This window comes from Pantoea sp. GM_Pan_4, assembly GCF_026541005.1.
Lineage (GTDB): Bacteria > Pseudomonadota > Gammaproteobacteria > Enterobacterales > Enterobacteriaceae > Pantoea > Pantoea dispersa.
The window spans coordinates 255,155-280,184 of sequence record NZ_JALNUZ010000001.1 but is presented as its reverse complement, the minus strand read 5'-3'; the positions used below and the strand labels follow the sequence as shown (position 1 = coordinate 280,184).

Below are 25,030 nucleotides of genomic sequence, written 5' to 3'. Positions count from 1 at the left end.
ATATCCTGATAATGCCGTAAACGCTGCGGCACGCTACACTGCTGATCGCCCTTTCGAGAATGCAGGAGTCATGGATGCCAGCCTCAGCGCTTTCACTGTTCACCCCGGCCACGCAACAGTGGTTTCGCCGCACTTTCCCGGCGGCGACCCCCGTACAACAGGAAGCCTGGCGCGCCATCGCCAGCGGACAACACTGCCTGGTGATTGCCCCAACCGGCTCCGGCAAAACGCTGGCGGCATTTCTGCATGCGATCGACGCGCTGTTTCGCGAGCGCAGTCGTGACGAACCCGTAGCGCGCAGTCATAAGACGCGCATTCTATATATCTCACCGGTTAAAGCGCTTGCGGCTGACGTGCAGCGTAACCTGGCGCTACCGCTGGCGGGCGTTGCCGCTCAGCGCGCGGAATTGGGTGAGGCGGATATCACGCTGGAGGTCGGCATGCGCTCCGGCGACACGCTCAGCGCCGAACGGGCAAAGCTGCAGCGCCGGCCACCGGACATCCTGATTACTACCCCGGAATCGCTTTTCCTGCTGCTGACGTCAAAAGCCCGCGAAACGCTGCGTGGCATCTCGACCGTGATTATTGACGAAGTTCATGCGGTGGCGGGAAGTAAACGCGGCGCCCATCTGGCGCTCAGCCTGGAACGGCTCGATGTATTGCTGGCGCAGCCTGCTCAGCGCATTGGCCTGTCGGCCACCGTGCGACCGCCAGAAGCGGTGGCGGCTTTCCTCGGTGGCGCGGGTATTGCGCGCATTGTCAACCCGCCGGCGCAGCGGCCGCTGCAGCTGACAATTACTGTGCCGGTAGAGGACATGACGGACATCCAGCAGCGTCCCGATGCGCGCGCCGCGCAGGAGAGCAGCCTCGCCGCCGGTTCCATCTGGCCGCATATTGAAGCCGGCATTCTGGATGAGGTATTGCGCCATCGCGCGACTCTGGTGTTTACCAATTCGCGTGGGCTGGCGGAGAAACTCACCGCACGGCTCAACGAACTTTATGCGCGACGCTCCGCGCCGGAACAGGGCGTAACGGAGCCCGCCCTCGCCTATGGCTCTTTTAGCGGCGGAACCGAAAAACGCGCCACGCCTGCTGAAGCGTATATTGCCCGTTCGCATCATGGCTCGGTGTCGAAAGAGCAGCGGCTGGAGATTGAGAACGCCCTGAAGGCCGGCGAACTGCGCTGCGTGGTGGCGACATCCAGTCTTGAACTGGGAATCGACATGGGTGATATCGATCTGGTGATTCAGGTCGGGGCACCGCCTTCGGTGGCCAGCGCGCTGCAGCGTATTGGCCGTGCCGGTCACCAGGTCGGCGGTACGCCGAAAGGCATTATCTGGCCGCGCACGCGCCGCGATCTGGTTGATGCGGCCGTGACGGTGGACGCAATGCTGGCAGGTGAACTGGATGCTATCGCTTTGCCACACAATCCGCTCGATATTCTCGCCCAGCATACGGTGGCGGCGGCGGCCATGGATACCCTGTCCGTCGAGGCGTGGTATCAACAGGTACGCCGTGCCGATCCGTTCAAAACGTTACCGCGTAACGCCTTTGATGCAGTGCTGGATATGCTGTCTGGCCGCTACCCTTCGGACGAGTTTGCTAACCTGCGCCCGCGCATCATCTGGGATCGACAACAGCAAACCTTAAGCGGCCGCCCGGGCGCGCAGCATCTTGCAGTCACCAGCGGTGGCACCATTCCGGATCGTGGCATGTTCAGCGTGATGCTGCCGGAGGGCGAAGAACAGTCTGGTGCGCGCCGGGTCGGCGAACTGGATGAGGAGATGGTGTATGAGTCGCGGATTAACGACATCATCACGCTTGGCGCCACCTCGTGGCGCATCCAGCAAATTACGCACGATCAGGTGGTAGTGGTGCCGGCACCCGGTCGCTCGGCGCGCCTGCCCTTCTGGCACGGCGACAGTCTCGGGCGTTCGGCGACACTCGGCGAAGCCATTGGCCGCTATTTGCGACATGCCGCCAGCGGGATGTTGCCCGGCAGCGACAACCTTGACGCCAATGCCCGACACAACATTCGTGCGCTCATCGACGAACAGATCGCCGCCACAGGCCTGGTGCCTGACGATCGCAATTTGCTGATTGAGCGTTGTCGCGATGAAACCGGCGACTGGCGCGTGATTTTGCATTCCCCTTATGGTCAGCGCGTGCATGCGCCATGGGCGCTGGCCATCGCTGAGCGGATTGGCCGTCAGATGGGGCTCGATCCGGCCGTGGTCGCCAGCGATGATGGGATTGTCGCGCGCTTCCCTGACAGCGAAGGCCGGGTGCCAGGCGCTGAACTGTTTTTGTTTGCGCCGGACGAACTCCAGCGACAGGTGACGGCTGCGGTGGGACATTCTGCGCTGTTTGCCGCCCGCTTCCGCGAATGCGCCGCGCGCGCCCTGCTGCTGCCGCGCCGCAATCCCGGTAAACGTTCTCCGCTGTGGCAGCAGCGGCTGCGTGCCGGGCAGCTGCTGGAGGTGGCGCGGCAGTTCGATGATTTCCCGATTTTGATCGAAACCGCGCGTGAATGTCTGCAGGACGTGTATGACCTGCCGGCGCTGCATCAGCTGATGGCGCGGATACAACAGGGCGAGGTTAAGCTGACTGAAGTTACCACCGATACGCCCTCACCGTTTGCTGCGCCGCTGCTGTTTGGCTATGTCGCCGAATTCATGTATGCCAGCGATGCGCCGCAGGCGGAGCGGCGCGCGTCAATGCTGGCGCTGGACAGCACGCTGCTGAGCGATCTGCTGGGCCAGGTTGAGATGCACGAGCTGCTGGCACCCGAGGTGGTGGCACGCGTTGAGCAGGAGCTTCAGCGCACCGTCCCCGATTATCAGGCCAGCACTCAGGAAGCTGTGGTTGATCTGCTGCGCGAGCTGGGGCCGCTCACTGTGCCGGAAATCACGGCGCGCTACAACGGCGAGGCGGCGCTGATGCCGCTGCTAACCGCGCTGCAACAGGCGCAGCGCATCATTCAGGTTACGATTGCGGCAGAGGCGCGCTGGGCTGTCGCCGAAGATGGCGTGCGGCTGCGCGACGCGCTGGGCACGGCGCTGCCAGCTGATCTGCCCGCCGGGCTGCTCGCGCCGGTGGCCCGTCCGCTGCATGACTTACTTAATCGCTATCTGCGCACCCACGCTGTCGCCACCAGTCTGCAAATCGCTGCCCGCTTTGGTCTGGGCCGCGCCGTGGTCGACGACACGCTGGAGGAGCTGCGTCAGCAGCAACGCGTACTGAAAGGCGATTTCCTCTCGCCTGCGGTCGATGCGTCAACGCAGTGGGTAGCGGAAAGCGTATTTCGTCGTTTGCGCGTGCGATCGCTGCAGGCGGCGCGTGAGGCCACCCGACCGGTCGAAGCGCCGGCGTACGTGGCTTTTCTGCTTGAGCGTCAGGGATTACTGAGCGACGTCGCAGCATCCGCGGCACAGGGCGCCTTTGCCGGTATCAACGGCGTGGTGCGGGTGATTGAACAACTGGCTGGCGTTGCGCTGCCGGTTTCGCTGTGGGAAAGCCAGATTTTGCCGGTGCGGGTGCGTGACTATCAGCCTGCGATGCTGGATGAGCTGCTCTCTTCCGGTGAAGTCATCTGGAGTGGCCAGCGGGCACCTGGCGCGCAGGACGGACTGGTCTCACTGCACCTGAGCGAGTTTGCCAGTGAAACGTTACCGGTGCCTGATGAAGGTAATAATGTGACATTGTCACCTTTACAGCAGGCGATTGTGGCGCAGTTACAGGATGGCGGCGGCTGGTTCGCCCGCGAGCTGCTACCGCGCGTGATGGCGCAGCCTGAACAATCTGTCGATCCCGGCGAAGTCTTTGCCGCGATGTGGGAACTGGTATGGCGCAGCTATCTGACCATGGATACCTGGGCCGCGCTGCGCCAGCTCAGCACCACCAGCCACACGCCGCGTCCACGCCCGGCCCGTCCTGCGCGCAGTCGCCACAGTCGGGCCAGTTTCGCGGCCAGCCGCAGTGCTGCTGCGCAGCCCTCGCTCAACAGCATGGCCGGACGCTGGTCGCTGATTGTGCGGCAGCCGCTGGCCGATACCGAGCGCGCCCTGGCGCTGACTGAAAATATGCTCGACCGCTTTGGCGTGATCACGCGCGGTGCCGCCGTGGCAGAGCAGATTCCCGGTGGCTTTCCGGCGCTGCAGCCGCTCTTGCGCGGTATGGAGGATGCCGGACGGCTGCTGCGCGGCCGCTTTGTTGCTGGCATGGGTGGCGCGCAGTTTGCTGAAAATCCGGCCATCGATCGGCTGCGCCAGCTCGGCAGTGCGCAGGCCACGCATCCGCCGGTGGCGCTGGCAGTACTGGATCCTGCCAATCCCTTTGGCGTGCAGCTGGCGTGGCCGCTCAGCGTCGGTGGCGTGCGGCCTACCCGCCGCAGCGGCGCACTGGTGGTGATTGGCAATGGGCGCGTTATGCTGTGGCTGCCGCCGGGTGGTAAAGAGCTGTTAACTTTTGGCGACATTAGTGAGGAGCAACGCCAGGCCGCGATCGTGGCGCTGGGCCAGGCCTTACGCCGGGAGAAGACCCACAGCTTCATTCTCGAACGGGTGGACGATCAGCCGGCCAGCCAGTCATCACTGCTACCGGCCCTGAAAGCCATCGGCTTTTCCCGCGTGCCGAAAGGTTACAGCTGGTATGGCTAAGCCTGCAGGCGGTAACGATGCTGCTGCAGGCGTTCGGCCTGACGCGGCGTGGCCACCGGCCAGCTAAGTTGCGGAAACAGGTATAACCGGATGCTGAACAGATGAAACAGCGGCAGCAGCAGCGCCTCGTCACGCTGCGCCAGCTGTTCCAGCTGCATCAGCAGCACATCGAGCTCCTCCTGCAAATCCTCATGCGGCGGCGTCTGCAGCGACTTCAGCCTGCGCTTAAGAAACAGTCCCAGCTCGTGAAACATCTGCCCGCTGTCCAGCTGATAACGGCTCAGCAGCGCCTGATGGCGCGCGTAGTAGTCAAAGCTATTAACCCCCAGCCACACCTCGGTCAGCAGCATTCCTGCCGGCGCCATATCGGACTGCGGATCAAGGTGCAGGCGTGGCAGCACCACGTTGACCTTATCCAGCATCAGGCCAATAAAACGCTGGCGTCCCAGCAGCGATGAGCCGTTGCGCTCAATCTCCTTGATAAAGCGCAGCAGTTCACGCAGGCCGTGACGCACGGCACGGCGCGCGGTCCACGATGGCCGCTTGTTGCGCATCAGCGCGGTCAGGATCACCGCAAACAGCACGCCGGCCATTGAAGCAATCGCGTTATTCACCAGCAGCACCAGATCGGGTTTCAGATGATGTCCGAGCCCGATAAAGCCGGGGATCTGGATCGCCACGCTCAGACCGATCATGTTGCTGGCCGGTCGCGCAATCATCAGCCCGAGTAGCAGCAAACCCGGAGCCAGGCAGAGGATCAGCGCCTCGAACGAGGTTGCCTGCGGCAGCAGCAGCGCGACATAAATCACGCTGATAAAGATCGCCACGATCACCCCACGAATAAACAGCTTCATTGAGGTCAGCGGCGTATCGAGGCTGGCGAAGAAGGAGCTGAGAATCGCGGCCATCACTGGCGCTGATGCCCCGTCGCGCCAGCCGGTCGCCATCCACAGCAGGCAGGAGCCAAAGGTGGCGCAAAATGCCGTCAGCGCCGACAGCCGAATCAGCCCTTTGTCGAAAAAGCGATGCGTGCGTTTACCGCGCGCCAGCGTGGTGTCGCCTGACAGATCGCTGACCAGCCCGCCCACGCTCTGGTAAGCCCCGGCGATACGCACAAAATCCACCAGCCGCTCCAGCAGGCCGGTAAACAGCAGGCAGTGTTCGGTAGACAGCTCGCCGTTGCGCCACGCCGCATTCAGCCGATCCTGACAAAGGCTCAGTTCCAGCTGAATGCCAATGACATCGCCCACCGCTTCGCCGTCATTCAGCCACAGCAGGAACTGCTGCAGGGTCTGCTCAACCCAGGCAGGAAAGGCAATCTGGCGCGCCGCCAGCCGCTGCAGCCGCATCTCAATCGCCGTCAGCGTGGGGATTAAGTATGAAAGATGCTGATACTGCGTGCTGACCAGGCGAATCAGACGCCGGGCCGCGTCGCCCTCGTACACGCAATGAGTAATCAGGATCTCGACCTGCTGCGGATTAGTGGCCATGCGGGTCAGGATTTCGTCGCGTTCTGGCGATCGGTCAGCGGAAATACCAGAGAGTAAATCGCGGCACAGCTTGCGCCCGTTGAGATACCACTGGCTGACGCTCTGCTCCAGCAGACTGCGCATCGAGACCGGAAACAACAGCGCGTGCACCAGGCTACTACAGACAATGCCCAGGGTAATTTCTTCAATGCGCGACAGCACGGTGCTGGTGATACCGAGCGGCGTCGTCACTTCCGGGAAACCCATAATCGCGGCGCTGTAGCCCGCCAGCATAAAAACATAGCTTTTCGGCGTGCGGTCGTGCAGCGACAGATAGAGACACAGGCTCACCCACAGTGAGATACACAGGCTGAACAGCAGCGGATGCGCCACGGTGAGCGGAAAGATAAAAAAGATGAAGACGCCACCGAGCAGCGTGCCGAGCAGGCGGAACAGCGATTTGGAGATGGTGGAGGCCGAATAAAGCTGCGATGCCACAAACACCGTGGTCAGCGCCCAGGCGGGACGATCAACATTCAGTTCAAGAGCCAGATATAATGCCAGAAAGGCGGCCAGACAGGTTTTTACAGCAAAAAAAACGGCGTTTTTCGAAAACCACTGCATGTCACGGAGACCAGAAGGCGCTAAGTGCGGCGTATCCTGCCAGAATCTGGCGGGCGCTCATCCCGATAACTACGACAAATTGTTTCGTAATCGAAAACGGTGTTCATACGCGCCTGACAGCAGGCACAGAATGCTTTAAGGAAACTAATCGAACGCAGCGATCGGCGGGTCGCCGGCGGGATATCTGCGCTGTCACTGCCGCAGAAAGCAGCAATCTGCCTTCAGCGGCAGAAATGTGTCGCAGATCACACTTTGCTGCCGGACGATGCTATCCATAAAATAATTTCGCGCAATAAGGCGCAGTTTCCTGCGCCCGATCATTTTAATAGCTGACGATGGTCACCCAGTTCGCGTCCCGGCCGGCTGGCGCCTCGCCCACCCGCTGCAACGCCCCGCTGCGCGCCTCAATCGCGTAGCTGCCAATAACCGCACTCTTCTCACCGCTCACCACCAGCCAGCGACCATCGGGGCTGATCGCCATGCCGCGCGGCTGTTTCTCCACCGGCCAGCTGCCAATCAGCGTCAGTTTGCCATCCTGCTGGTTAACACGATAACCGCTCACGGTACTGCTGGTGCGCTCGCTGACATACAGAAAACGCCCGTCCGGCGTCAGCTGGATATCCGCTGACCAGATGCGCGGCGTGCTGTCGCTGTAACCCGGCGGCCGTTCACGCCCATGTTGCAGATGATACTGCGCCGCCACCGCGTTAGGCGTTTCCGCCACTTTGATCAGTTCGCCGCTGGTTTCGCGCCGGAACTGGGTAATGATGCCGCCCATTTCACCAATGTTGTACAGATAGCGATTATCCGGCGACAACACCGAGTGACGCGGACCGTTGTCGGCGGCGGTTGCTACCCCGCCCTTACCAAGGGCGCTGAGCGTGCCGTTTGCGCCCAGCCGGAGCTGCAGCACGCGATCGGTGCCAAGATTGCCCACATAAGCGTGACGACCGCTGGCATCGACAATCACCGAATGTGCCGCATGACCGGTTTTATAGCTGCCGACCGGCGGCGTAGCGATGGTGCCGCTGGCCGTCAGACGATAAACCTGCACCACGTCGCCGTCATAAGAGGCCCCCAGCAGAAAGCGTCCCTGACGGTCAGTGCTGATGTAGGGGTAACTGGCCGCAGCCGGCACGGTGCGCCGGTGGTTAAGCTCGCCGCTCTGCGAGTCAATCTGCCAGCTCGCCAGCTGCAGCGGTTTACTGCGAATCGCCGCGTACAGCGTTTTGTGATCCGCACTGAGCGCCATCGGCATCACTTTGCCCCCGGCCTCAGTGTGGCCAAGCAGCTGCAAAGCGCCGCTGCGCGCGTCCAGCGTATAGCGCGCGATGGTGCCGTCGTCGGCGGCGGATACGTACACAAAGGTCTGCGCCAGCAGTGGCGCGCTCACCGTCATTGCCGCCAGCAGCGTAACGGTGCGCAGGCTGTTTATCATGGTGTTCTCCTTGATGAGGGTAATCAGACCCGGTTATACGCAGTAAAGCACGCGCCTGTTATGTGAGTTTGCCCGACGTCACCTGGGCACTTCTCCAGCAAGCCAGGCTAATCAGGCAATTAGCGCGCCGGCGAACCTGATGTTTTGTCCGGGTTTGTGCGCGGGCTCACCTGGCGTGGCCGCGATGTGATGCAGGATTTTGCGGTGATGATTCTGGCTACGGTGGGTATACCACACAACTGGCTGAACACCTGACAGCGCGTCAGGTGTTCAACCGTGTCACAGGTTTTAACCTGCCGATTGCGCGACAGGTGCACAGCTTACTGCAACTTCACGCCTTTGGTTTCTGGCGCTAACCAGACCACCACCATCGCGGCAAGAAAGGCGATCACCGTGGTGGCCAGCCCGGCGGTGAATCCTCCAACGCTGGCCACAAAGCCAATCAGCAGCGGCGCGATAAAGCCGCCCAGGCGCCCGCCGTTATACGCCAGCCCCATTAAAAAGCCGCGTGACTGCGTGTCGCCAATGATCTCGGCGAGGAAAGGACCGGAGCCGGCAAAAATACCGTTTACGCCAAACCCTGCCATGAAGATGGCCACCATCAGAATCAGCGGCTGAGTGGTCGCCAGATACATGCCGACCGCCACCGCACCGATAAACAGGTAGAGCAGAAACATCGGCCTGCGCCCCCACTTATCGGCCAGCAGTGAGAACACCAGGAAGCCTGCAATGGCACCGGTTTGCAGGGCCAGCACAAATTTCAGGCTGTGAAGAAAATCAAGATGCTTAACTTCACGAAGATAGGTTGGCGTCCAGGTGAATACGCCCCAGAACAGGTACTGAATGAAAAAGATAAAGGTAAATGCCAGCAGCAATCCTTTGAGGTTGATTTTGCCGGTACCTGCCGTTTTGTTCTGGCGGTGAGCGCGTTCCTGCTGGCGCGCCAGCCAGACAGGTGATTCAGGCGTGATATAAGCAATGACCATCATGATAAACACCGGCAGTGCGCCAATCATGAAAAGGGAGCGCCAGCCGCCGTTTTCCAGCCCGCCGGTCAGGGCCGTCACCAGCGCCGTCAGGCCAATCGCCAGGATCGCCCCCACCGGTAACCCCATTTGCATCAGCGCGCCACCGCGTGCACGACGTTCCGGACGCCATGTTTCGGCGATCAGTGCCGCTCCTGACGTCCACATGCCGCCCATACCCAGCGCACCGCAGAATCGCAGCGCAGCAAACGCCTGAGGATTGTGGGAGAACGCCAGCAGTCCGGAGAAAAGTGAATAGATGGCGATACAGATAAAGGCCGTTCTGACGCGTCCGATCTTATCGGCAACCAGCCCAAACAGAATGCCACCAATAATCTGCCCGCCTGCCGTGGTGCTGATAAACACGCCAAGTTCCGTTTTGCTGACATCAAATACCACGCCCAGTACCGGTAGTAACAGCGAGAGCAAAAACGAGTCATAGCTTTCAAACGTCCACCCTAACCCGCCCAGCGCCAGCGTCCTTTTTTCTGCCGATGTATACGAGATCGCTGCAGCGGACTCATCCTGCGCCAGGGGAGGCGCTTCATGCAGTCTTGATTTGATATTCATCCATATTCTCCAGGGAGGATAAGCGATAGCGTGCAGCCGTGGTGCGCCAGAACAGCTGTTCTCTTTCGGTCGGCGAAGCGTGCTCAGCCAGCCTTTTACAGGCATTCCAGAATACGCCGTAGCTGAACATCCCTTTGTCGACCGGGAAGTTGCTGGCAAACATACAGCGCCCGACGCCAAATGCGTCAACCAGGGTTTCAAACTGCGGCCGCCAGGCCTGCGAAAGCGTCTGCGAGTCCGGCGGTATGGCGTGCTGGGCGAAGGAGTAGCCCATGACGGTCATGCCGAAACCGCTGATTTTGATGCTCACGTTTGGCAACGCCGCCAGCGCAATGATGGCCTTTTTCCATTCCTGGAAGGTGGCATCCCGTTTGTCGGCATACGGCCCGCTACCGATCGGCCCGCCGCAATGGTCCACAATAATGTGCAGATCGGGTAGCGCCCGTGCCAGCTCAGCGATTTCATCGAGTTGGGTGTGATAAACCCAGACATCCAGCGACAGTCCCTTGCGGGCCAGGCATGCGGCACCGCGCCGGAATGCGGCACTGGCCGCCAGACCGGCGGGCGGCGTCGCGGGACTGGATACCACGCGCGGGTCATCGTGCCAGGCCAGCGGATTACGCATCCCGCGTAACCGTCCGCCTGAACGTTCCGTCATGCTTTCAATCACCGGCAGCAGGTCATCGCCAGCCAACAGGCTGGCACCGCCGACAATCGCTTCACAGCCTGCCGCCGCGCCGTAATGGCCGCTGTTAAACATTGCCGCGACGCCGCTGGCAAACTCCACCTCACCGACGGGTTTGAAGGCCTCCGGTCCGTTGCGGCGCAGCATTGAACGGCACTGAATGTAGACGGTGGAGAGTATCCGGTGGCCGGACGTTTCGATATCGTGGCTGAATTCAGGCGCCAGATAACGCCCTGACTGGCGGTCCCATAAGTGATGATGCGCATCGACCATCGGCAGGTCGGGCATCAAAGCGGGTTCATGATGCAGTGCCAGCCAGTGCTCTCTGACTGGCAGATGCGGTGCGTTAACGATCTCCATAGTATCCCCTCTTAACTGCCTGATTTCAATCAGGTCTGAAACGCTGCTGGCGTGCCTCATCGCCAAAGTCATGAGTTTCACCAGATAAAACACAGTTTTACATAGTAAATTGACTATAGATTCACCGCATAACTGATAGCTAGCAAAAAGGGGATGTTAATGATGTAAGTAAGATGTTAATCACAAATGTCCTGCTACACCGTCAGGTTTCAATCTTTGGCAGCAGCGTCAACCTCAATGTGTGTCGCCTCGACCTGACGAACAAGACTACGCCTCTCGGGTTTTAAGCGCTTTCAGGCGCGCCGGAAGCGCCCGCTCTGTCGCTTTGCGATGGTAAGGCGAAAGCTTGCGCCAGCTTTGGGTTTCACCACGGGTGCGTCCGCATCCTTCGCACCAGCCGGTTTTCGTATCAAACACGCAGAGATCGATGCACGGCGATTTTGCGGCCATATCCAGCCTCCTCTAAAATAGAGCCTCAGGCACGCAGCCGGCTTAATGATAATTATCGGGAACAACGATGCTCTGGCTAATCTCAAAATACGCGTTAACCGCCTTTATGGTGGTACTGATCTCAGAAGCCGCGAAACGCAGCGATCGTCTGGGCGGCCTGCTCGCCGCTTTACCGCTGGTCACCCTGTTGGTGCTTATCTGGATGAAAATAGAAGGACAAACGCAGGAAAAGATTGCCGCTCACGCATGGTATACGTTCTGGTATGTGGTGCCGACACTGCCGATGTTTATCCTGTTTCCGTTTTTTTACCAGCGCGCCGGCTTCTGGCTCACGCTGTTACTCTCCTGCGTGATTACCGTGGTGCTGTTCGCCCTTTGGGCGCTGTTGCTGAAGCGGTTTGGTATCATTCTGATGTAAACGCAAGCCGCATCAATTCCTGCGGGTTTATGGGCCGGCTCATCTGCTCTGTTCATCTTGACCTTTCATTTCGATTAACCTCGCCCTGTCCTGCGTCCCGGGACACAGGACAGGGCGGTTTTCTTTCGCGCAGGAAAGCAACAAAAACTTTGCACTGCTTAATCCACGGCTACCAGCAAAATAGCGGGCATGTTGACCCGCAGACACCGTTCAGGAGAAAGCCTCTTAAGGCGCGATAGTAAATCCAGCCCCGCATCAATCATCCATTCCCTGCCCGGTCATTGGCTACACTTGCTGTTTTACCCGCGCAGAAACAAGGAAATGCTATGACTCAACACGCTTCACTCAATCACGCCTGGCTGCTGGCGTCACGCCCGGACGGCGAGCCGGTGAAAGAGAACTTCCGCTATGTCGAACAACCGCTGCCGCAGGTGCAGGCGGGACAGATGCTGCTGCGCACCCACTATCTGTCGCTCGACCCGTATATGCGTGGCCGCATGGATGACAGCAAATCCTACGCGCCGCCGGCGCAACTCGACCAGCCGATGGTCGGCGGCACCGTATGCCAGGTGGCGGAATCGCAGCATCCGGATTTCAGCGCCGGTGACTGGGTACTGGCGGCCAGCGGCTGGCAGAGCTATGCCCTGTCCGATGGCACTGGCGTGACTAAAATCGGTCATCTGCCCCATCCATCCTGGGCGCTGGGCATTCTGGGTATGCCGGGCTTTACCGCCTACATGGGCCTGATGGATATCGGTCAGCCTAAAGCCGGTGAAACGCTGGTTGTCGCCGCCGCCACCGGACCGGTGGGTGCCACGGTCGGGCAGCTCGGTAAGCTGAATGGCTGCCGCGTCGTCGGCGTGGCCGGCGGTGAGGAGAAGTGCCGCTACGCGATTGACACCCTCGGTTTTTCCGCCTGTATCGATCATCATCGTGACGATTTCGCAGAACAGCTGGCGGCCGCCTGCCCGGACGGTATCGACATCTATTTTGAAAACGTCGGCGGCAAAGTATTCGATGCCGTCTTCCCGCTGCTCAACACCGCCGCGCGCGTGCCGGTGTGTGGCCTGGTGTCGGGCTACAGCAGTCGCGAACTGCCACCCGGCCCCGATCGCACGCCGCTGATCATGGGCGGGATTCTGAAACGCCGCATCCGTATGCAGGGCTTCATCATCTTCCAGGATTATGGCGATCGCTATCCGGAATTCCTGCAGGCGATGACGCCGCTGGTCGAGCAACAAAAAGTGTTGTACCGCGAACACATGGTAGAAGGGCTGGAGCATGCGCCGCAGGCGTTTATTGACATGCTGAAAGGCAAAAACTTCGGCAAAACCGTGGTGAAAGTGGCGTAGCCAGCGGTTCTCTCCCCGACTGTGAATCCGGCCTTAGTGTGCGAGCACTAAGGCTTTTTTGCGCTTTGCTTAACCGCTATTGAGATATAAGCCCTCCGCGTGCGCATGCGATGATGCCCTCCTCTATCCTCTTCTACCGGAGAAGTCATTATGTCGCTGACCTTAGCCGACTCCGCGGCGCTGCCGCGTAAAGTCAATACGCAACAGACGGAAGCACCGGTGCCATTACCGGCTGGCGCCGCGCATATCATTCGCGACGATGCGGAAGCTATCGCCGTAGCCCATCAGCTGGCGGCCAGCTTCGCGCGCGAGGCGGCACTGCGCGATCGTGAGGGCATTCTGCCCCTCAAAGAGCTGGATGCGTTCTCGCAAAGCGGCCTGTGGGCAATGGCCATCCCCAAAGCCTGGGGCGGAGCGGGCGTGTCGTGGACCACCGTGGCCAGGGTGATCGCCATCATTTCAGCTGCCGATCCGGCGCTCGGTCAGCTGCCGCAAAACCATCTGGCCGGTGTGGCCCATCTGCTGGAAGACGGTAGCGAAGCACAAAAACAGGTACTGCTGAGCGAGGTACTGGCCGGGCTGCGCTGGGGTAACGCCTTCTCGGAGAAGCATGGCCGCACGGTCGCCGATTTTCAGACGCGCTTTCGGCGTGACGGTGATGAGGTCGTGATTAACGGGGAAAAATTTTATGCCACTGGCGCGCTGCTGGCGCATCGAATCCATGCCGTGGCGCTGGACGAGCAGGACCGGGCGCATCTGATTGTGCTCGATCGCGACACGCCAGGCATCAGCGTCATTAATAACTGGTCGGCCTTTGGTCAGCGCACGACGGCCTCCGGTACCGTACTGCTGGAGAATGTCCGCGCCCCGCTGTCGCGCGTTATTCCAACCTGGCAGGCGTTTGAGCGGCCAACCGCTGCCGGGCCGATTTCACAGATCATTCAGGCGGCGGTGGATGTCGGTATTGCGCGCGGCACCATTGAAGACACCCTGCAATTTGTTCGCGAACGCTCGCGGCCGTGGATTGACAGTGGCCAGGCGCGCGCTGCCGATGACCACTTCACGCTGGCGGCAGTCGGTGATTTGAAAATCCGCCTGCACGCTGCCGAAGCGCTGCTGTGGCAGGCCGGTGCAGCGATTGACGCCGCGCTGACGCAGCCCGATGAGACCAGCGTGGCACGCGCGACCGTGGCCACCGCCGAGGCCAAAGTGCTGACGACGGAGATCGCTCTGCTTGCCGGTAACAAACTGTTTGAGCTGGCTGGCACCCGCGCCACGCTGCAGGAGTTTAATCTGGACCGCCACTGGCGCAACGCGCGCACCCATACGCTGCACGATCCGGTGCGCTGGAAGTATTACCACGTGGGTAATTATTATCTCAACGGCACGCCGCCGCCGCGCCATGCGTGGAGCTAAGGGCGGCGGAAGCGCGTTGCCGGATGGTCAGCTGCCAGGCGCGGCTGACCCGTGAGACGTTCACGCAAGGTTAACGGCTGTGCTGGCTGAGGACGCACCCGCCCGCGCTGGCGCAGCACCGGCATGACCCAGGCAATGAAATCGTTGAAGCTGCCCGGGCTAATAGCCCAGCCCAGATTAAAGCCGTCCACGCCCGATTCTGCCGCAAACTGATCCAGCCGATCGGCAATGGTTTCGCCGCCGCCCACCAGCAACGGATGCAGACCACCGATACCGATGTAGCGTGCTGCCTCACGCAGCGTCCAGCGTTTTTGATCGTCAATTCGCGTCAGGCTGGCCAGCGCCGAACGGCAGGCGTCGGTTTCGCGAAAGGCCAGCGGCATGTCCGGATCCTCCTGCGACCAGTCGATACCGGTCCACGCCGAGAAGAGCGCCAGCGCAGCCTCTTCACTGATGTATTGCTGATAATCCTCAAGTTTGGCCCGGGCGGCGGCATCATCTTCGGCCGTGATCACCGTGATGGCTGTGACAAAACGCAGCGACGCCGGATCGCGCCCTTCTGCCACGGCCAGCTGACGAATGCGCTGAATATCGCTGGCAATCGCCTGCGCGGTGACGCCACCGAGGAAAATGACTTCTGCGTTACGGGCAGCAAACTGCGCACCGCGTGCCGAAGTGCCAGCCTGAAACAGCACCGGGGTGCGCTGTGGGCTGGGCTCACTGAGATGTGCATCCGGCACCTGATACCAGCGACCATAATGCTGAATAGCGTGCACTTTTTGCGGATCGCTATACAGGCTGTTGGCTTTATCGCGGCTAACCGCATCTTCCTCCCATGAGCCTTCCCACAGCTTCGCGGTCACATCCAGAAACTCCTGTGCGCGATCGTAACGCTCATCATGCGGCAGCTGCCGGGTCAAACCCAGATTGCGCGCCGCGGAATCAAGCATGGAAGTCACCACGTTCCAGGCGATACGCCCGCGGGTGAGATGATCAAGCGTCGTGAACTTGCGCGCCAGCAAATAAGGATGTTCGTACGTGGCAGAGACCGTAATACCGAAACCGAGGTGCTGCGTGACGGCTGCCATGGCTGAGACCAGCAGCAGCGGATCGTTCACCGGCATCTGAGCGGCCAGGCGCAACGCCGCGTCCGGCTTGCCCTGCCATACATCCAATTGTCCCAGCGCATCAGCAATAAACAGCGCATCAAAACCTGCGGTATCAAGCTGCCGCGCGAGGGTCGTCCAGTAATCCAGCTCGGTATAGCGGTGCGCCTGATCCTGGGGATGTCGCCACAATCCGGCAGAGAGATGACCAGGGACATTCATCATGAACGCAAACAGCAAAAACGGTGAAGGCATCCGTTACTCTCCTCAGACAGGGCGACGCGCACGCAGCGCACCCACGGTCAGTACCACAAAGATCAGTGCGCCGGTTGCCACCTGCTGCCAGTAAAAGTTCCAGCCGACCAGCAACAGTCCGTTGGCGATGAAACTCAGCAGCACGACACCCAGCAGCGTACCCGGCACATTCGGGCGGCGCGAAGGCGTGAAGGTCGCGCCAATAAAGCTGGCACCGATGGCATTCAGCAGATAGGCATTGCCCGATAACGGTACCCAGGCTTTGACATTGGCGGCGAGAATTAACCCGACGATACCGGCGACCAGTGCACTGAATATGAATGCCAGCGCGGTGAGACGTTTGACCGCCACGCCAGAATGATGCGCTACGCTGAGCTGTTCACCCATCATGCGCAGTGCGCGACCGCTGGCGCTGCGGTGCAACAGTTGATACAGCACCAGCACCACGCCCAGCAACAGCCAGAGCGGTAGTGGAACGCCAAGTAGCGTGCCGTGACCAATAGCGGTAAAACCCGCCGGCAGCGTCTGGCTTAGCAGATAGACCGGCTGCCCACCGTTGGAAGACAGCTGCTGTACGCTCTGACCAATAAACAGCGTGCCAAGCGTGGCGAGAAACGGCTCAACGCCGAGTTGTGTCACCAGAAAAGCGTTGAACACGCCTACCAGCAGTGCCGCCGTCAGCGCACCCAACAGCGCCAGCGGCAGCGCGACCTGATGCAGTACCAGCGTCACCAGCACCAGGCAGGCGACATCAATCGCCGTACCGACGGACAGATCGATCGCGCCGATACGCGTGACCAGCGTCATGGCCAGCGCCACAATCGCCAGCGGTGCGACATTATTCAGCAGCACGCTACGAATGTTGGCGACAGTGGCAAACGCGGGCGCGGCGATGATGAAAAACAGCAGCAGCGCAACAAAGGTCAGCACCATCAGGCTGCGCAACAGCCCCGGCACTTTTTTACCGCTCAGGCTCAGTTCAGACATGAGATGCCCTCCCCGCCTGACGGCGCCGCAGTAGCGCGGTCAGCGCCACAACCAGCAGGATGAGCACACCCTCGACGCCGTTAATCCAGTAACTTGAGACGTTAACCAACTGAAAGCCGTTGGCTATCAGACTCAGAAACAGCGCGCTGATCAGTGCACCGCCCAGGGTCGGCACCAGGCGACGCGAAAACACCACGCCGAGCAGCGCGGCGGCAATCACCATCAGCAGATTGTCGTTAGCGCCCGGCGAACTGCCGCTGAGCAGCGCCACCGAGGCAATGGCTGCCAGTGCAGCGCTGAAGCCGCACAGCACATAACTCAGACTTTGATAGCGCGCCACGCTAATGCCCGCCGCGTTGGCGGCCTGCGGATGGCTACCCACCGCCTGCAGGCGCAGGCCAAACGCGGTGAAACGACTGAGCGCGAGTGCACTCAACGCCAGCAGCAGAAATCCCCAGCCGAGCCAGGAAACGCCCAGTGGTCCGCTGGCTATCAGCAGGTTTTGCAGCGCGCTGCTGGCTGAAATCGACGCGTTTCCGCTCAGTACCATCTCCAGTCCCATGGCGATGTTCATGCTGGTCAGCGTCGCCAGCAGGGGCAAAATACCAAGCCAGACAATCGCCAGGGCATTGAATATCCCCACGGCGATGCCGGTGAGCAGCGTGAGCAGCAGCGCATAAGTGACAGAGTGTTGCTCAGCGATCTGCGACGCGAATACCGCGGCACACAACCCCATATTAGCGGCAATGGATAAATCAATGCCGCCGCTAATCCCCTGAACACCGCCACCGCTTAGCACCAGCGTCAGACCCAGCGCCAGCGTTCCCACCACCGCCGTTTGCTGCAATACGTTACCGAGGTTGATCACGCTGAGGAAAATAGGCGACAGCCAGGCAAATACCGCCAGCACCAGTACAATAATCAGCAGCGCGACGTGCTGCAGCCACGGCTGCCCCTGCGGTTTGCCTGCCGCCGTCACCACCGCCGGTTGGCTCAGTTCACTCATAGGATTTGCTCCGTCAATGCGCCCGTGCCGGAAGCCAGGGACAGAATCTCTTGGTGACTGGTGTGCCGGGCGGACAGCGTGGCGACCTGCTCGCCGCGCGCCAGCACAATAATGCGGTCGGCGAGCGTTTGCAGTTCCAGCAGATCGGTGGAAAACAGGATAATCACCGCCCCGGCGGCCGCCAGCTGCTGCAGGGTTTGATAAATGGCGGCCTTGGCGGCAATGTCGACGCCAACCGTGGGCTCATCCAGCAGATAGAGCGTGGCGTGGGTGTTGAGCCATTTCGCCAGCACCGCTTTTTGCTGATTTCCGCCGGATAGCTGACGCAGCGGTGCCAGCTGGCCCGGTGTGCGGATCGCCAGCTGGCGGATGTTGTCCGCCACTAGCGCGGTCTCGGCGGTTGCGGAGACGCCGCCCCAGCGCAGCAGGCGCTGCACGGTCGTCAGGGTGATGTTGTCGCGCAGGCTCACATCGAGCGCAATGCCGTTGGCGCGGCGATCTTCCGGCACCAGCGCGATGCCACGTTTCACCGCGGCATGTGGCGAAGCCGGTACGCCGTGCGTCTCACCTACGCGCAGCGTCCCGCTCACGCCACGTTCCAGACCAAACAGTGCGCTGATTAACGCCTTCCCTCCGGAGCCCAGCAGGCCGGTAATGCCAACGATCTCGCCACGTCGTGCGCTGAAACAAACATTGTGAAAGCGACCCGGCGCGCTCAGGGCGTCTACGGTCAGCACCGGCTCGCCGTCAGGTGGCAGACCGCGCGGTGCAATCGCCTGCTGCGTCTCACCGATCATGGCATTAATCAGCGCATGCGGAGAAAGGGCGTCGCCGGTAAAATGCGCGACGTCTTTACCATCGCGCAGCACCGTAACCCGCTGGCACAGTGCCTGGATTTCATCGAGATAGTGAGAAACGTAGATCAGTGCGATCCCCTGCTGACGCATACGTTCAATAACGCGAAACAGCGCCTGCACCTCGTGGCGCGCCAGCGCGGCGGTCGGTTCATCCAGTACCACCACGCGCGGCGCGCGCTGTAATACGCGACAGATCTGCACCAGTTGCTGTTCCGCCACACTTAACCCGGCGATCAGCGCATCGGGATCGATCTGCAGATCGAAGTGCTGTTGCAGTAGCTGCCGCGCCTGCTGCCGCATACGCCGGCGATCGATAAACGGTGTGCTGCCAATCCGTGGCTCATTACCGAGCAGCAGCGCTTCCGCCACCGTCAGCGTGCCGGGCAATAGCCGCTCCTGATGAACAATGGCGATGCCCTGCTGTTGTGCCTGAGCCGGACTGGTCAACACCAGTGGCCGGCCTTCCAGCGTCACGCTGCCCTCATCGGCAGCGTGGATGCCGCCCAGCACTTTGATCAGCGTCGATTTTCCGGCTCCGTTATGCCCAATCAGCCCATGCACTTCGCCGGCGTGGACATCAAGCGATACCGCCTGCAGCGCGGGAATGCCGTCAAAAGCTTTACTGATCTGGCGTAGCTGCAGTCGCACTGTCTTATTTACCATCGCTCTGGCCCAGCGTTTGCTGCGCCTGCGCCGCATTCTCTTTGGTGACCAGAATGGCCGGAACATAGGTGGCAGGCGGAAGTGAGCGATCGCCGGCAAGGTATTTCGCCACATTTTGTACCGCAGTCTGTCCGATCAGGTAGGGTTGCTGCGCCACCACCGCCGCCGCGCTGGATTTCGGATCTTTCACCAGCGAGACCACGTCCGGGCTGCCGTCCACGGCGTAAGTTTTGATTTCACTGCGACCGGCAGCATCAACCGCCTGAGTGGCACCAATCTGCGGTACGTCCCATGCCGCCCAGATAGCCTGTACTGACCCTTGCGGATACTTGTTAAGCAGCTGACTAATCTGCGCATAGGCATCCTGCACGGTATTGGGAATGACGTCGCGCAGTTCGGGCTGAATGATTTTAATTTTCGGATACCATTTCAGCACGGCTTTTAACTGGTCATAGCGCATCGCCACCACCGGCACGCCATAAAAACCATTAAACACCAGAATATTGCCTTCGCCGCGCAGATCATTGACCAGTTTTAATGCCAGCTGCTCGCCAATATAAAAGTTATCGGAGGTCGTGACGTTAATACTGGATGGGCTGGCGGTATCCACGGTAAATAAGGGAATGCCGGCGTCGCGAATTTTTTTCAGCCAGGGTTCCAGCACTGAGGCGGTGCCCAGCGTTTCAATAATGGCATCCGGTTTTTGTGCAATCAGCGTTTGAATTTGCGCGATCTGCTGTGACTCTTTGCGTCCGCCATCCAGGGCGATAGGCGTGCCACCCAGCCGCTTTACTTCATCAATTTGTCCCTGATAGGCTTTCAGATCCCAGTAGTGATCGGTACCGGCCACGGTAATACCGATACGTTTACCGGCCAGTGAGGGAATGGATGCGTCAGCGGCGCGAGCGTGCAGCGACAAGCCGGCGAGCAGCGATGCAGAGGCCAGTAATAGTCCGGCCAGGCGGTGTTTATGCATTGTTTATATCCCTGGAAAAGGTTCAGCTAAATAAGGTGAGTGACGCCTGCTATTCGGCGTATAGCTGAAAATTATCACAGTCACTATTTATCCCTAATGCCATTTTCTCCTTTGGATATGCAGCGGATTTGCATATTGATTGCGTGAAAAAGCATGACCGGGCGCAGATATTCTGACGCCCGGTTATAAATAATAAAAACGTGGCTGGAATGAAGACGTGCGGCGCTAAAGATACGTGATGGTCGCGGGCGCCGCGGGTGTGATTTTAACGCCCTTTTTTCTTGCGTCCCGGCTGAGTAAAGCGCTTGCGGTTCGCGCCCTGACCCGCTTTGTCACTCTGTTTCGGTGCGCTGACGGCCGGTTTTTTCGCGGCGGGCGTCGCCGCTTTCTTCTTCGCCTGTGCCTGCTGCGTTTTTTGATCTTCTGACGACGAATCCTCAATCAGCTTAAACAGGTCGATCAGTTCATCGTCCGTCAGATCGCGCCACTCACCGAGCGGGATACCTTTCAGGCTCACGTTCATGATCCGCGTGCGCTCCAGCTTCGTCACTTCATAGCCAAAGTGTTTGGCCATGCGGCGAATCTGCCGGTTCAGTCCCTGCACCAGGATAATACGAAATACAAAGGTCGACTCCCGCTTCACTTTGCATTTTTTCGTCACTGTGCCGAGCATCGGTACGCCCGCCGCCATACCGGCAATAAACTCGTCGGTGATCGGCTTATCCACCGTGACCACGTACTCCTTTTCGTGATTGTTACCGGCGCGCAGGATTTTATTCACCAGATCGCCGTGATTGGTGAGGAAAATCAGCCCCTGCGAGTCTTTATCCAGCCGGCCAATCGGGAACACGCGCTTGCTGTGGTTGACGAAGTCACCAATGTTGTCACGCTCGCCCTCTTCCATGGTGGTGACAATGCCCACCGGCTTGTTGAGGGCGATTAATACCAGATCGTCTTCGTTGCGCGGTTCAATCAGCCGCCCGTTGACTTTGACCTCATCCCCGGCGAACACCTGCGCACCGACGCTGGCGCGTTTGCCGTTAATGAAAACGTTGCCTTGTTCGATGTAACGATCGGCGTCACGGCGCGAGCAGATTCCGCTCTCGCTGATGTATTTATTCAGGCGCGTGGATGAGTTGGGCAGCATGGTTCCTCCGAAAAAAAACGGACTATACAGCATGTGCGCGCGTTGCGTAAGGCTGGGTTAAGCGTCCGGTGGCGGTTGTTCTTGGCGGTGTGATATGGCGAAAAAGCGGTGCCGGGTGTCATAGCGATTTATGGCACATACAAATCCCTCCTGTCGGTTAAAATAGCCCGCACGCCCCTGAGCAAACTCCGGGAATTGTGAACACCTCTCCGTTAACCAGGCATGAAAATGTACAACGTAAATCATCTTTTCGTCAGCCGGGAAATGAATGTGAAAAAGCTGCTGGCTTACGGTTTCCGCAAGGATGGGCCGGATTACGGCTACCGCTGTGATGTGATGAATAAGCAGTTTACCCTGCAGGTAAACATCACCACCCAGGGTGACATTGCCGCCACCATTATCGATAAAGTCACAGGAGAAGATTACATTCTTCACCGTATTACTTCTGCCACCGGTGCCTTTGTGGGACAGATTCGTGAAGAACATGACGCTATCTTGCTGGATATCGCAGAAAAATGTTTCCCGCAGAAGCATTTCAAAACAGCGCAGGCCGATGCGATTGTTCAGCACTTAAAACAGCAATATCAGAGTGAGCTGGAATTCTTATGGCCGCGCTTTCCTGAAAACGCCATCTTTCGCCGCAAAGATAATCAAAAGTGGTTCGGCGCGCTGTTGACGATTCACAGCAGCAAGCTGGGCCGACCGGATGATAGCCTGATTGAAATCGTCAATATTAAAGTCTCGCCGCAGGCCATCGCTTCGCTGGTCGATGGCGAGGTTTATTTCCCGGGCTACCATATGAACAAAAAGCATTGGGTTTCCCTGTGTCTGGATGGATCAGTCCCGACGGCCGAGATTTTGTTGCGCATTGACAACAGTTTTAACCTGGCCGGCTAGCCATCGGCGCGGCACCGTATACCTCTTCGCGGCTGATTTCGCCGCCCCATCCCCGCAGCCGCAACGTCTCGCCCGTCAGTTCCACCACCGCAAAGGGCACGCGCGACGGGCCATCAAGCATCCCCTGCAGGGTTATAAACACGGTATCCGCGCGCCGATGATAGCCGCCGCGATGATCGTGGCCGGCAAAACAGGCGCGCACGCCATAGCGGCAGAACAGCGCTGCCAGCTGCGAACCGTTGAGCAGACTGTGGCTGTAGCCCGGTGCCAGCGGATAATGGCCGAACACCACCACCTGCTGGCCGCAGGTGCGGGCCTCGATAAGCTGCGTTTCCAGCCATGCCAGCTGCGTCGCACCGACCGCGCCATTCCACGGCTGCGCCTGCGGTTGCTGGCGCGCCTGTAAATCAGCCAGCAGTGCGGCCGCGCGCTGGCGATCGTCGCCGTTGTGTTGATTGCAGTACAGGCTGATATCGTTGCCGTCGTAGACAATAAAGCGCCAGCCCGGCAGCTGAAAGGCATAGTAACTTTTTGGCAGCGGCAGCGCGTCATTGAGGTGCTGCGCGATGGTCTGGGCGTCGTGATTCCCCAGCACCACGGCATGCGGATGGAGTAGCCGATCGTAGAGCGGCAGCAGCGTGGCATAGCTGGCCCAGTGGCGATCCACCAGATCGCCGAGCGTAACGACAAAATCCAGCGGCTGCTGATTGAGCGCGTTTATCGCCTGCGGCAGCTTATGCAGAGCATGACGATAGTAAAGATTCGCCGGGACATCCGCCTCAACGTCAGCATATTGCGGATCGGCCAGCAGCCCGAAGCGCAGCGTGCCGTCGAGCGGTGCCGCGCGTAAATCCGGTAACTGATACAGCTCAGCGACATCACCGAGCCGCTGGCGTTGCGCTGCGGTTAGCGCATGGGCATATCCCATCTCTGGCTCTCCTTAGCGAATACCGGCACGCATGAATGACTGAATAAACTGCCGCTGGAACAGCAAAAACAGCAGCAGCAACGGCAAGGTGGTCATCAGCGTTGCCGCCCCGATCAGCGCCCACTGCACGCCCTGCTCCGGCGCGGAAAACAGCTGCAGCCCGACGGTTAACGGACGCACCTGAACCGAGTCGGTGATCACCAGCGGCCAGAGAAAATCGTTCCAGTGGAAGCTGATCGAGACCAGCGCGAATGCCACATAGATTGGCTTTGCCAGCGGAATGTAGATGTGGCGCAGAATGTAAAACCGGCTGGCTCCTTCAACGGTTGCCGCCTCTTCCAGCACCAGCGGAATGCTTTTGAACGTCTGCCGCAGCAGAAAGATGGCGAACGCCGAGGCAAAGTACGGCAGCGCAATGCCGGTCAGGGTATCGCGCAGCCCGAGCGCGCTGATGGTGCGGTAATTATTCAGAATCAGCACATCCGGGCTAATCATCAGCTGCAGCAGAATCAGCGCGAAGAGGAAACCGGAAAATTTCAGGCGGAACCGCACCAGGGCATAAGCGGCCAGCGTGGCCAGCACCAGTTGGACCACCACAATCATCAGCACCAGCAGCGTGGTATTGAGGAAGTAGCGGGCAAACGGTGCCGCGTGCCAGGCATTGATGAAGTTCTCCAGCGTCAGCGGCGCCAGCAGCGAAAAGTGCCCCTGTCCGGCGGCCGGATGAATGGCAATCCACAGCGCCACCAGCATCGGCAAGCTCCACAACAGCGCGGCCAGCCAAATCAGCAGGTTGAGCGCAAAACCGCCCGGAGAGGATGCAGCTTTCATTGATAATGGGCTCGCTTATCCAGCAGATGAAATTTGATCAACGCAATCGATCCGAGGATCACCAGCAGCACTACCGTCATGGCCGACGCGGCTGGCATGTCCCAGAAACTGAACGCGGTACGATAGATATAAAACAGCAGCAGGCTACTGCTGTTGTTTGGGCCGCCATTGGTCATGGCAATCACCTGATCGACAATGCGGAAGGCGTTCATCGAGGCGTTGATCAGCACAAACAACGTGGTTGGCAGCAGCAGCGGCCACTGCACGCGACGGAAAAAGTAACCGCGCGATGCGCCTTCAATGGCGGCGGCTTCGCTGAGGCGCGGATCGATCTGCTGCAGCGCGGCGAGATAAAAGATCATGAAAAAGCCCGCCTCGCGCCATACCGAAACCGCCATCAGGCAGTACAGCGTGGTATCCGGCTCGCCGAGCCAGTTGACCGCCGGTAGCGAAAACCATGCCAGCAAGCTATTCAGGATGCCAAGCTGTGGCGTGTAGAAAAACAGCCACAGATTGGCGATGGCGATCATCGGCAGCAGCGACGGAATGAAGAAGGCCGCACGCACCAGCGCGTTGCCGCGCAGCCGACGATTGACCGCCAGCGCCATCAGCAGCGCCAGCGTCACCGCCAGCGGAATGGTGATCAGCGCATACAGCAGGTTATTCCACAGCGACTGCATAAAGATGTCGTCATCCAGCAGCGCGCGATAGTTATCCAGCCCGACAAAATGGGCCGGATGCGAAGCGCGCGCGGCGCTGAACAGGCTCTGCCACAGCGTGGCCAGTGCCGGGTAATGGGTAAACAGCAGCAGGAAGCTGAGCGCGGGCAGCAGCAGCAAATAGCCGCTGAGCTGCAATGACCACCCGCGCGGGCGCAGCGTGGCGGCGCTGCCAGAGAATGAGCTCATCACG

19 protein-coding genes are annotated in these 25,030 nt (G+C 59.8%); 5 read left to right on the top strand and 14 right to left on the bottom strand.

Annotation, left to right across the window (positions count from 1 at the left end; all coding sequences use genetic code 11):
- Positions 1–59 precede the first annotated feature (59 nt).
- Positions 60–4,658 (top strand): ATP-dependent helicase, encoded by a 4,599-nt coding sequence (locus OXR61_RS01360; RefSeq protein ID WP_031279091.1) that lies wholly within the window; start codon positions 60–62, stop codon positions 4,656–4,658.
- On the opposite strand, the gene OXR61_RS01355 is transcribed toward OXR61_RS01360, so the two are convergent.
- The 5 genes from OXR61_RS01355 to OXR61_RS01335 all read right to left on the bottom strand — a co-directional run bounded on the left by OXR61_RS01355 (position 4,655) and on the right by OXR61_RS01335 (position 11,279).
- Positions 4,655–6,751, bottom strand: a complete 2,097-nt coding sequence (locus tag OXR61_RS01355) for an FUSC family protein (protein WP_058774673.1) — start codon at positions 6,749–6,751, stop codon at positions 4,655–4,657. The two genes, OXR61_RS01360 and OXR61_RS01355, sit on opposite strands and share 4 nt — an antisense overlap.
- Positions 6,752–7,073: 322 nt before the next feature.
- A complete protein-coding gene (locus OXR61_RS01350; protein ID WP_267410493.1) occupies positions 7,074–8,189 on the bottom strand; it encodes a beta-propeller fold lactonase family protein in 1,116 nt (371 codons plus the stop codon).
- Between the two features lie 320 nt (positions 8,190–8,509).
- On the bottom strand, positions 8,510–9,784 hold the full coding sequence (locus tag OXR61_RS01345; protein WP_241797924.1) for an MFS transporter: 1,275 nt from the start codon (positions 9,782–9,784) through the stop codon (positions 8,510–8,512).
- On the bottom strand, positions 9,759–10,829 hold the full coding sequence (locus tag OXR61_RS01340) for an amidohydrolase family protein (protein ID WP_267410492.1): 1,071 nt from the start codon (positions 10,827–10,829) through the stop codon (positions 9,759–9,761). The genes OXR61_RS01345 and OXR61_RS01340 overlap by 26 nt, the downstream gene beginning before the upstream one ends.
- 267 nt (positions 10,830–11,096) lie before the next feature.
- Positions 11,097–11,279 carry a DUF1289 domain-containing protein gene (locus OXR61_RS01335; protein ID WP_021506023.1) on the bottom strand — a complete coding sequence of 61 codons (183 nt, stop codon included), beginning with the start codon at positions 11,277–11,279 and terminating at the stop codon, positions 11,097–11,099.
- Positions 11,280–11,346: 67 nt separating this feature from the next.
- On the opposite strand from OXR61_RS01335, the gene OXR61_RS01330 reads away from it, so the two are divergent.
- The 3 genes from OXR61_RS01330 to OXR61_RS01320 all read left to right on the top strand — a co-directional run bounded on the left by OXR61_RS01330 (position 11,347) and on the right by OXR61_RS01320 (position 14,465).
- Entirely contained in the window at positions 11,347–11,697 is a 351-nt protein-coding gene (locus tag OXR61_RS01330; RefSeq protein ID WP_021506022.1) for a DUF3147 family protein, read from the top strand.
- Positions 11,698–12,023: 326 nt separating this feature from the next.
- Positions 12,024–13,049, top strand: a complete 1,026-nt coding sequence (locus tag OXR61_RS01325) for an NADP-dependent oxidoreductase (RefSeq protein WP_241797927.1) — start codon at positions 12,024–12,026, stop codon at positions 13,047–13,049.
- 150 nt (positions 13,050–13,199) lie between these two features.
- Complete coding sequence (locus OXR61_RS01320) at positions 13,200–14,465, top strand: SfnB family sulfur acquisition oxidoreductase (protein ID WP_058780555.1); 1,266 nt, start codon at positions 13,200–13,202, stop codon at positions 14,463–14,465.
- Here the strand turns inward: OXR61_RS01320 and OXR61_RS01315 are convergent.
- From OXR61_RS01315 to rluF, 6 genes are all read right to left on the bottom strand, one after another.
- Positions 14,462–15,826 carry an LLM class flavin-dependent oxidoreductase gene (locus OXR61_RS01315; protein WP_104092956.1) on the bottom strand — a complete coding sequence of 455 codons (1,365 nt, stop codon included), beginning with the start codon at positions 15,824–15,826 and terminating at the stop codon, positions 14,462–14,464. The genes OXR61_RS01320 and OXR61_RS01315 overlap by 4 nt on opposite strands.
- Before the next feature lie 12 nt (positions 15,827–15,838).
- A complete protein-coding gene (locus OXR61_RS01310) occupies positions 15,839–16,813 on the bottom strand; it encodes an ABC transporter permease (protein ID WP_150361869.1) in 975 nt (324 codons plus the stop codon).
- Positions 16,806–17,819 (bottom strand): ABC transporter permease, encoded by a 1,014-nt coding sequence (locus OXR61_RS01305; protein WP_267410491.1) that lies wholly within the window; start codon positions 17,817–17,819, stop codon positions 16,806–16,808. Before OXR61_RS01305 ends, OXR61_RS01310 begins: the two co-directional genes overlap by 8 nt.
- Complete coding sequence (locus tag OXR61_RS01300) at positions 17,816–19,339, bottom strand: sugar ABC transporter ATP-binding protein (RefSeq protein WP_267410490.1); 1,524 nt, start codon at positions 19,337–19,339, stop codon at positions 17,816–17,818. Before OXR61_RS01300 ends, OXR61_RS01305 begins: the two co-directional genes overlap by 4 nt.
- Positions 19,329–20,315, bottom strand: coding sequence for a sugar ABC transporter substrate-binding protein (locus OXR61_RS01295; protein WP_021506015.1), 987 nt, complete (start codon positions 20,313–20,315; stop codon positions 19,329–19,331). Before OXR61_RS01295 ends, OXR61_RS01300 begins: the two co-directional genes overlap by 11 nt.
- A gap of 265 nt (positions 20,316–20,580) precedes the next feature.
- Positions 20,581–21,462, bottom strand: a complete 882-nt coding sequence (gene rluF, locus OXR61_RS01290; protein WP_021506014.1) for a 23S rRNA pseudouridine(2604) synthase RluF — start codon at positions 21,460–21,462, stop codon at positions 20,581–20,583.
- Positions 21,463–21,690: 228 nt separating this feature from the next.
- On the opposite strand from rluF, the gene OXR61_RS01285 reads away from it, so the two are divergent.
- Positions 21,691–22,359, top strand: a complete 669-nt coding sequence (locus OXR61_RS01285) for an MmcQ/YjbR family DNA-binding protein (protein ID WP_021506013.1) — start codon at positions 21,691–21,693, stop codon at positions 22,357–22,359.
- On the opposite strand, the gene OXR61_RS01280 is transcribed toward OXR61_RS01285, so the two are convergent.
- Genes OXR61_RS01280 through OXR61_RS01270 form a run of 3 tightly spaced genes read right to left on the bottom strand, consistent with a single transcriptional unit; the run spans position 22,343 to position 25,026 of the window.
- A complete protein-coding gene (locus OXR61_RS01280) occupies positions 22,343–23,287 on the bottom strand; it encodes a metallophosphoesterase (RefSeq protein ID WP_021506012.1) in 945 nt (314 codons plus the stop codon). The genes OXR61_RS01285 and OXR61_RS01280 overlap by 17 nt on opposite strands.
- Before the next feature lie 12 nt (positions 23,288–23,299).
- Positions 23,300–24,118 (bottom strand): carbohydrate ABC transporter permease, encoded by an 819-nt coding sequence (locus OXR61_RS01275; RefSeq protein ID WP_021506011.1) that lies wholly within the window; start codon positions 24,116–24,118, stop codon positions 23,300–23,302.
- On the bottom strand, positions 24,115–25,026 hold the full coding sequence (locus OXR61_RS01270) for a sugar ABC transporter permease (protein WP_021506010.1): 912 nt from the start codon (positions 25,024–25,026) through the stop codon (positions 24,115–24,117). The genes OXR61_RS01275 and OXR61_RS01270 overlap by 4 nt, the downstream gene beginning before the upstream one ends.
- Positions 25,027–25,030 lie beyond the last annotated feature (4 nt).

What these genes read in the sequence shown, in the direction of transcription:
- OXR61_RS01355 (WP_058774673.1), bottom strand. Translation starts at nt 6,751, where the DNA reads ATGCAGTGGTTTTCGAAAAACGCCGTTTTTTTTGCTGTAAAAACCTGT.
- OXR61_RS01330 (WP_021506022.1), top strand. Translation starts at nt 11,347, where the DNA reads ATGCTCTGGCTAATCTCAAAATACGCGTTAACCGCCTTTATGGTGGTA.
- OXR61_RS01350 (WP_267410493.1), bottom strand. Translation starts at nt 8,189, where the DNA reads ATGATAAACAGCCTGCGCACCGTTACGCTGCTGGCGGCAATGACGGTG.
- OXR61_RS01285 (WP_021506013.1), top strand. Translation starts at nt 21,691, where the DNA reads ATGTACAACGTAAATCATCTTTTCGTCAGCCGGGAAATGAATGTGAAA.
- OXR61_RS01310 (WP_150361869.1), bottom strand. Translation starts at nt 16,813, where the DNA reads ATGTCTGAACTGAGCCTGAGCGGTAAAAAAGTGCCGGGGCTGTTGCGC.
- OXR61_RS01295 (WP_021506015.1), bottom strand. Translation starts at nt 20,315, where the DNA reads ATGCATAAACACCGCCTGGCCGGACTATTACTGGCCTCTGCATCGCTG.
- OXR61_RS01280 (WP_021506012.1), bottom strand. Translation starts at nt 23,287, where the DNA reads ATGGGATATGCCCATGCGCTAACCGCAGCGCAACGCCAGCGGCTCGGT.
- rluF (WP_021506014.1), bottom strand. Translation starts at nt 21,462, where the DNA reads ATGCTGCCCAACTCATCCACGCGCCTGAATAAATACATCAGCGAGAGC.
- OXR61_RS01300 (WP_267410490.1), bottom strand. Translation starts at nt 19,339, where the DNA reads ATGGTAAATAAGACAGTGCGACTGCAGCTACGCCAGATCAGTAAAGCT.
- OXR61_RS01275 (WP_021506011.1), bottom strand. Translation starts at nt 24,118, where the DNA reads ATGAAAGCTGCATCCTCTCCGGGCGGTTTTGCGCTCAACCTGCTGATT.
- OXR61_RS01335 (WP_021506023.1), bottom strand. Translation starts at nt 11,279, where the DNA reads ATGGCCGCAAAATCGCCGTGCATCGATCTCTGCGTGTTTGATACGAAA.
- OXR61_RS01315 (WP_104092956.1), bottom strand. Translation starts at nt 15,826, where the DNA reads ATGCCTTCACCGTTTTTGCTGTTTGCGTTCATGATGAATGTCCCTGGT.
- OXR61_RS01345 (WP_241797924.1), bottom strand. Translation starts at nt 9,784, where the DNA reads ATGAATATCAAATCAAGACTGCATGAAGCGCCTCCCCTGGCGCAGGAT.
- OXR61_RS01320 (WP_058780555.1), top strand. Translation starts at nt 13,200, where the DNA reads ATGTCGCTGACCTTAGCCGACTCCGCGGCGCTGCCGCGTAAAGTCAAT.
- OXR61_RS01340 (WP_267410492.1), bottom strand. Translation starts at nt 10,829, where the DNA reads ATGGAGATCGTTAACGCACCGCATCTGCCAGTCAGAGAGCACTGGCTG.
- OXR61_RS01360 (WP_031279091.1), top strand. Translation starts at nt 60, where the DNA reads ATGCAGGAGTCATGGATGCCAGCCTCAGCGCTTTCACTGTTCACCCCG.
- OXR61_RS01325 (WP_241797927.1), top strand. Translation starts at nt 12,024, where the DNA reads ATGACTCAACACGCTTCACTCAATCACGCCTGGCTGCTGGCGTCACGC.
- OXR61_RS01270 (WP_021506010.1), bottom strand. Translation starts at nt 25,026, where the DNA reads ATGAGCTCATTCTCTGGCAGCGCCGCCACGCTGCGCCCGCGCGGGTGG.
- OXR61_RS01305 (WP_267410491.1), bottom strand. Translation starts at nt 17,819, where the DNA reads ATGAGTGAACTGAGCCAACCGGCGGTGGTGACGGCGGCAGGCAAACCG.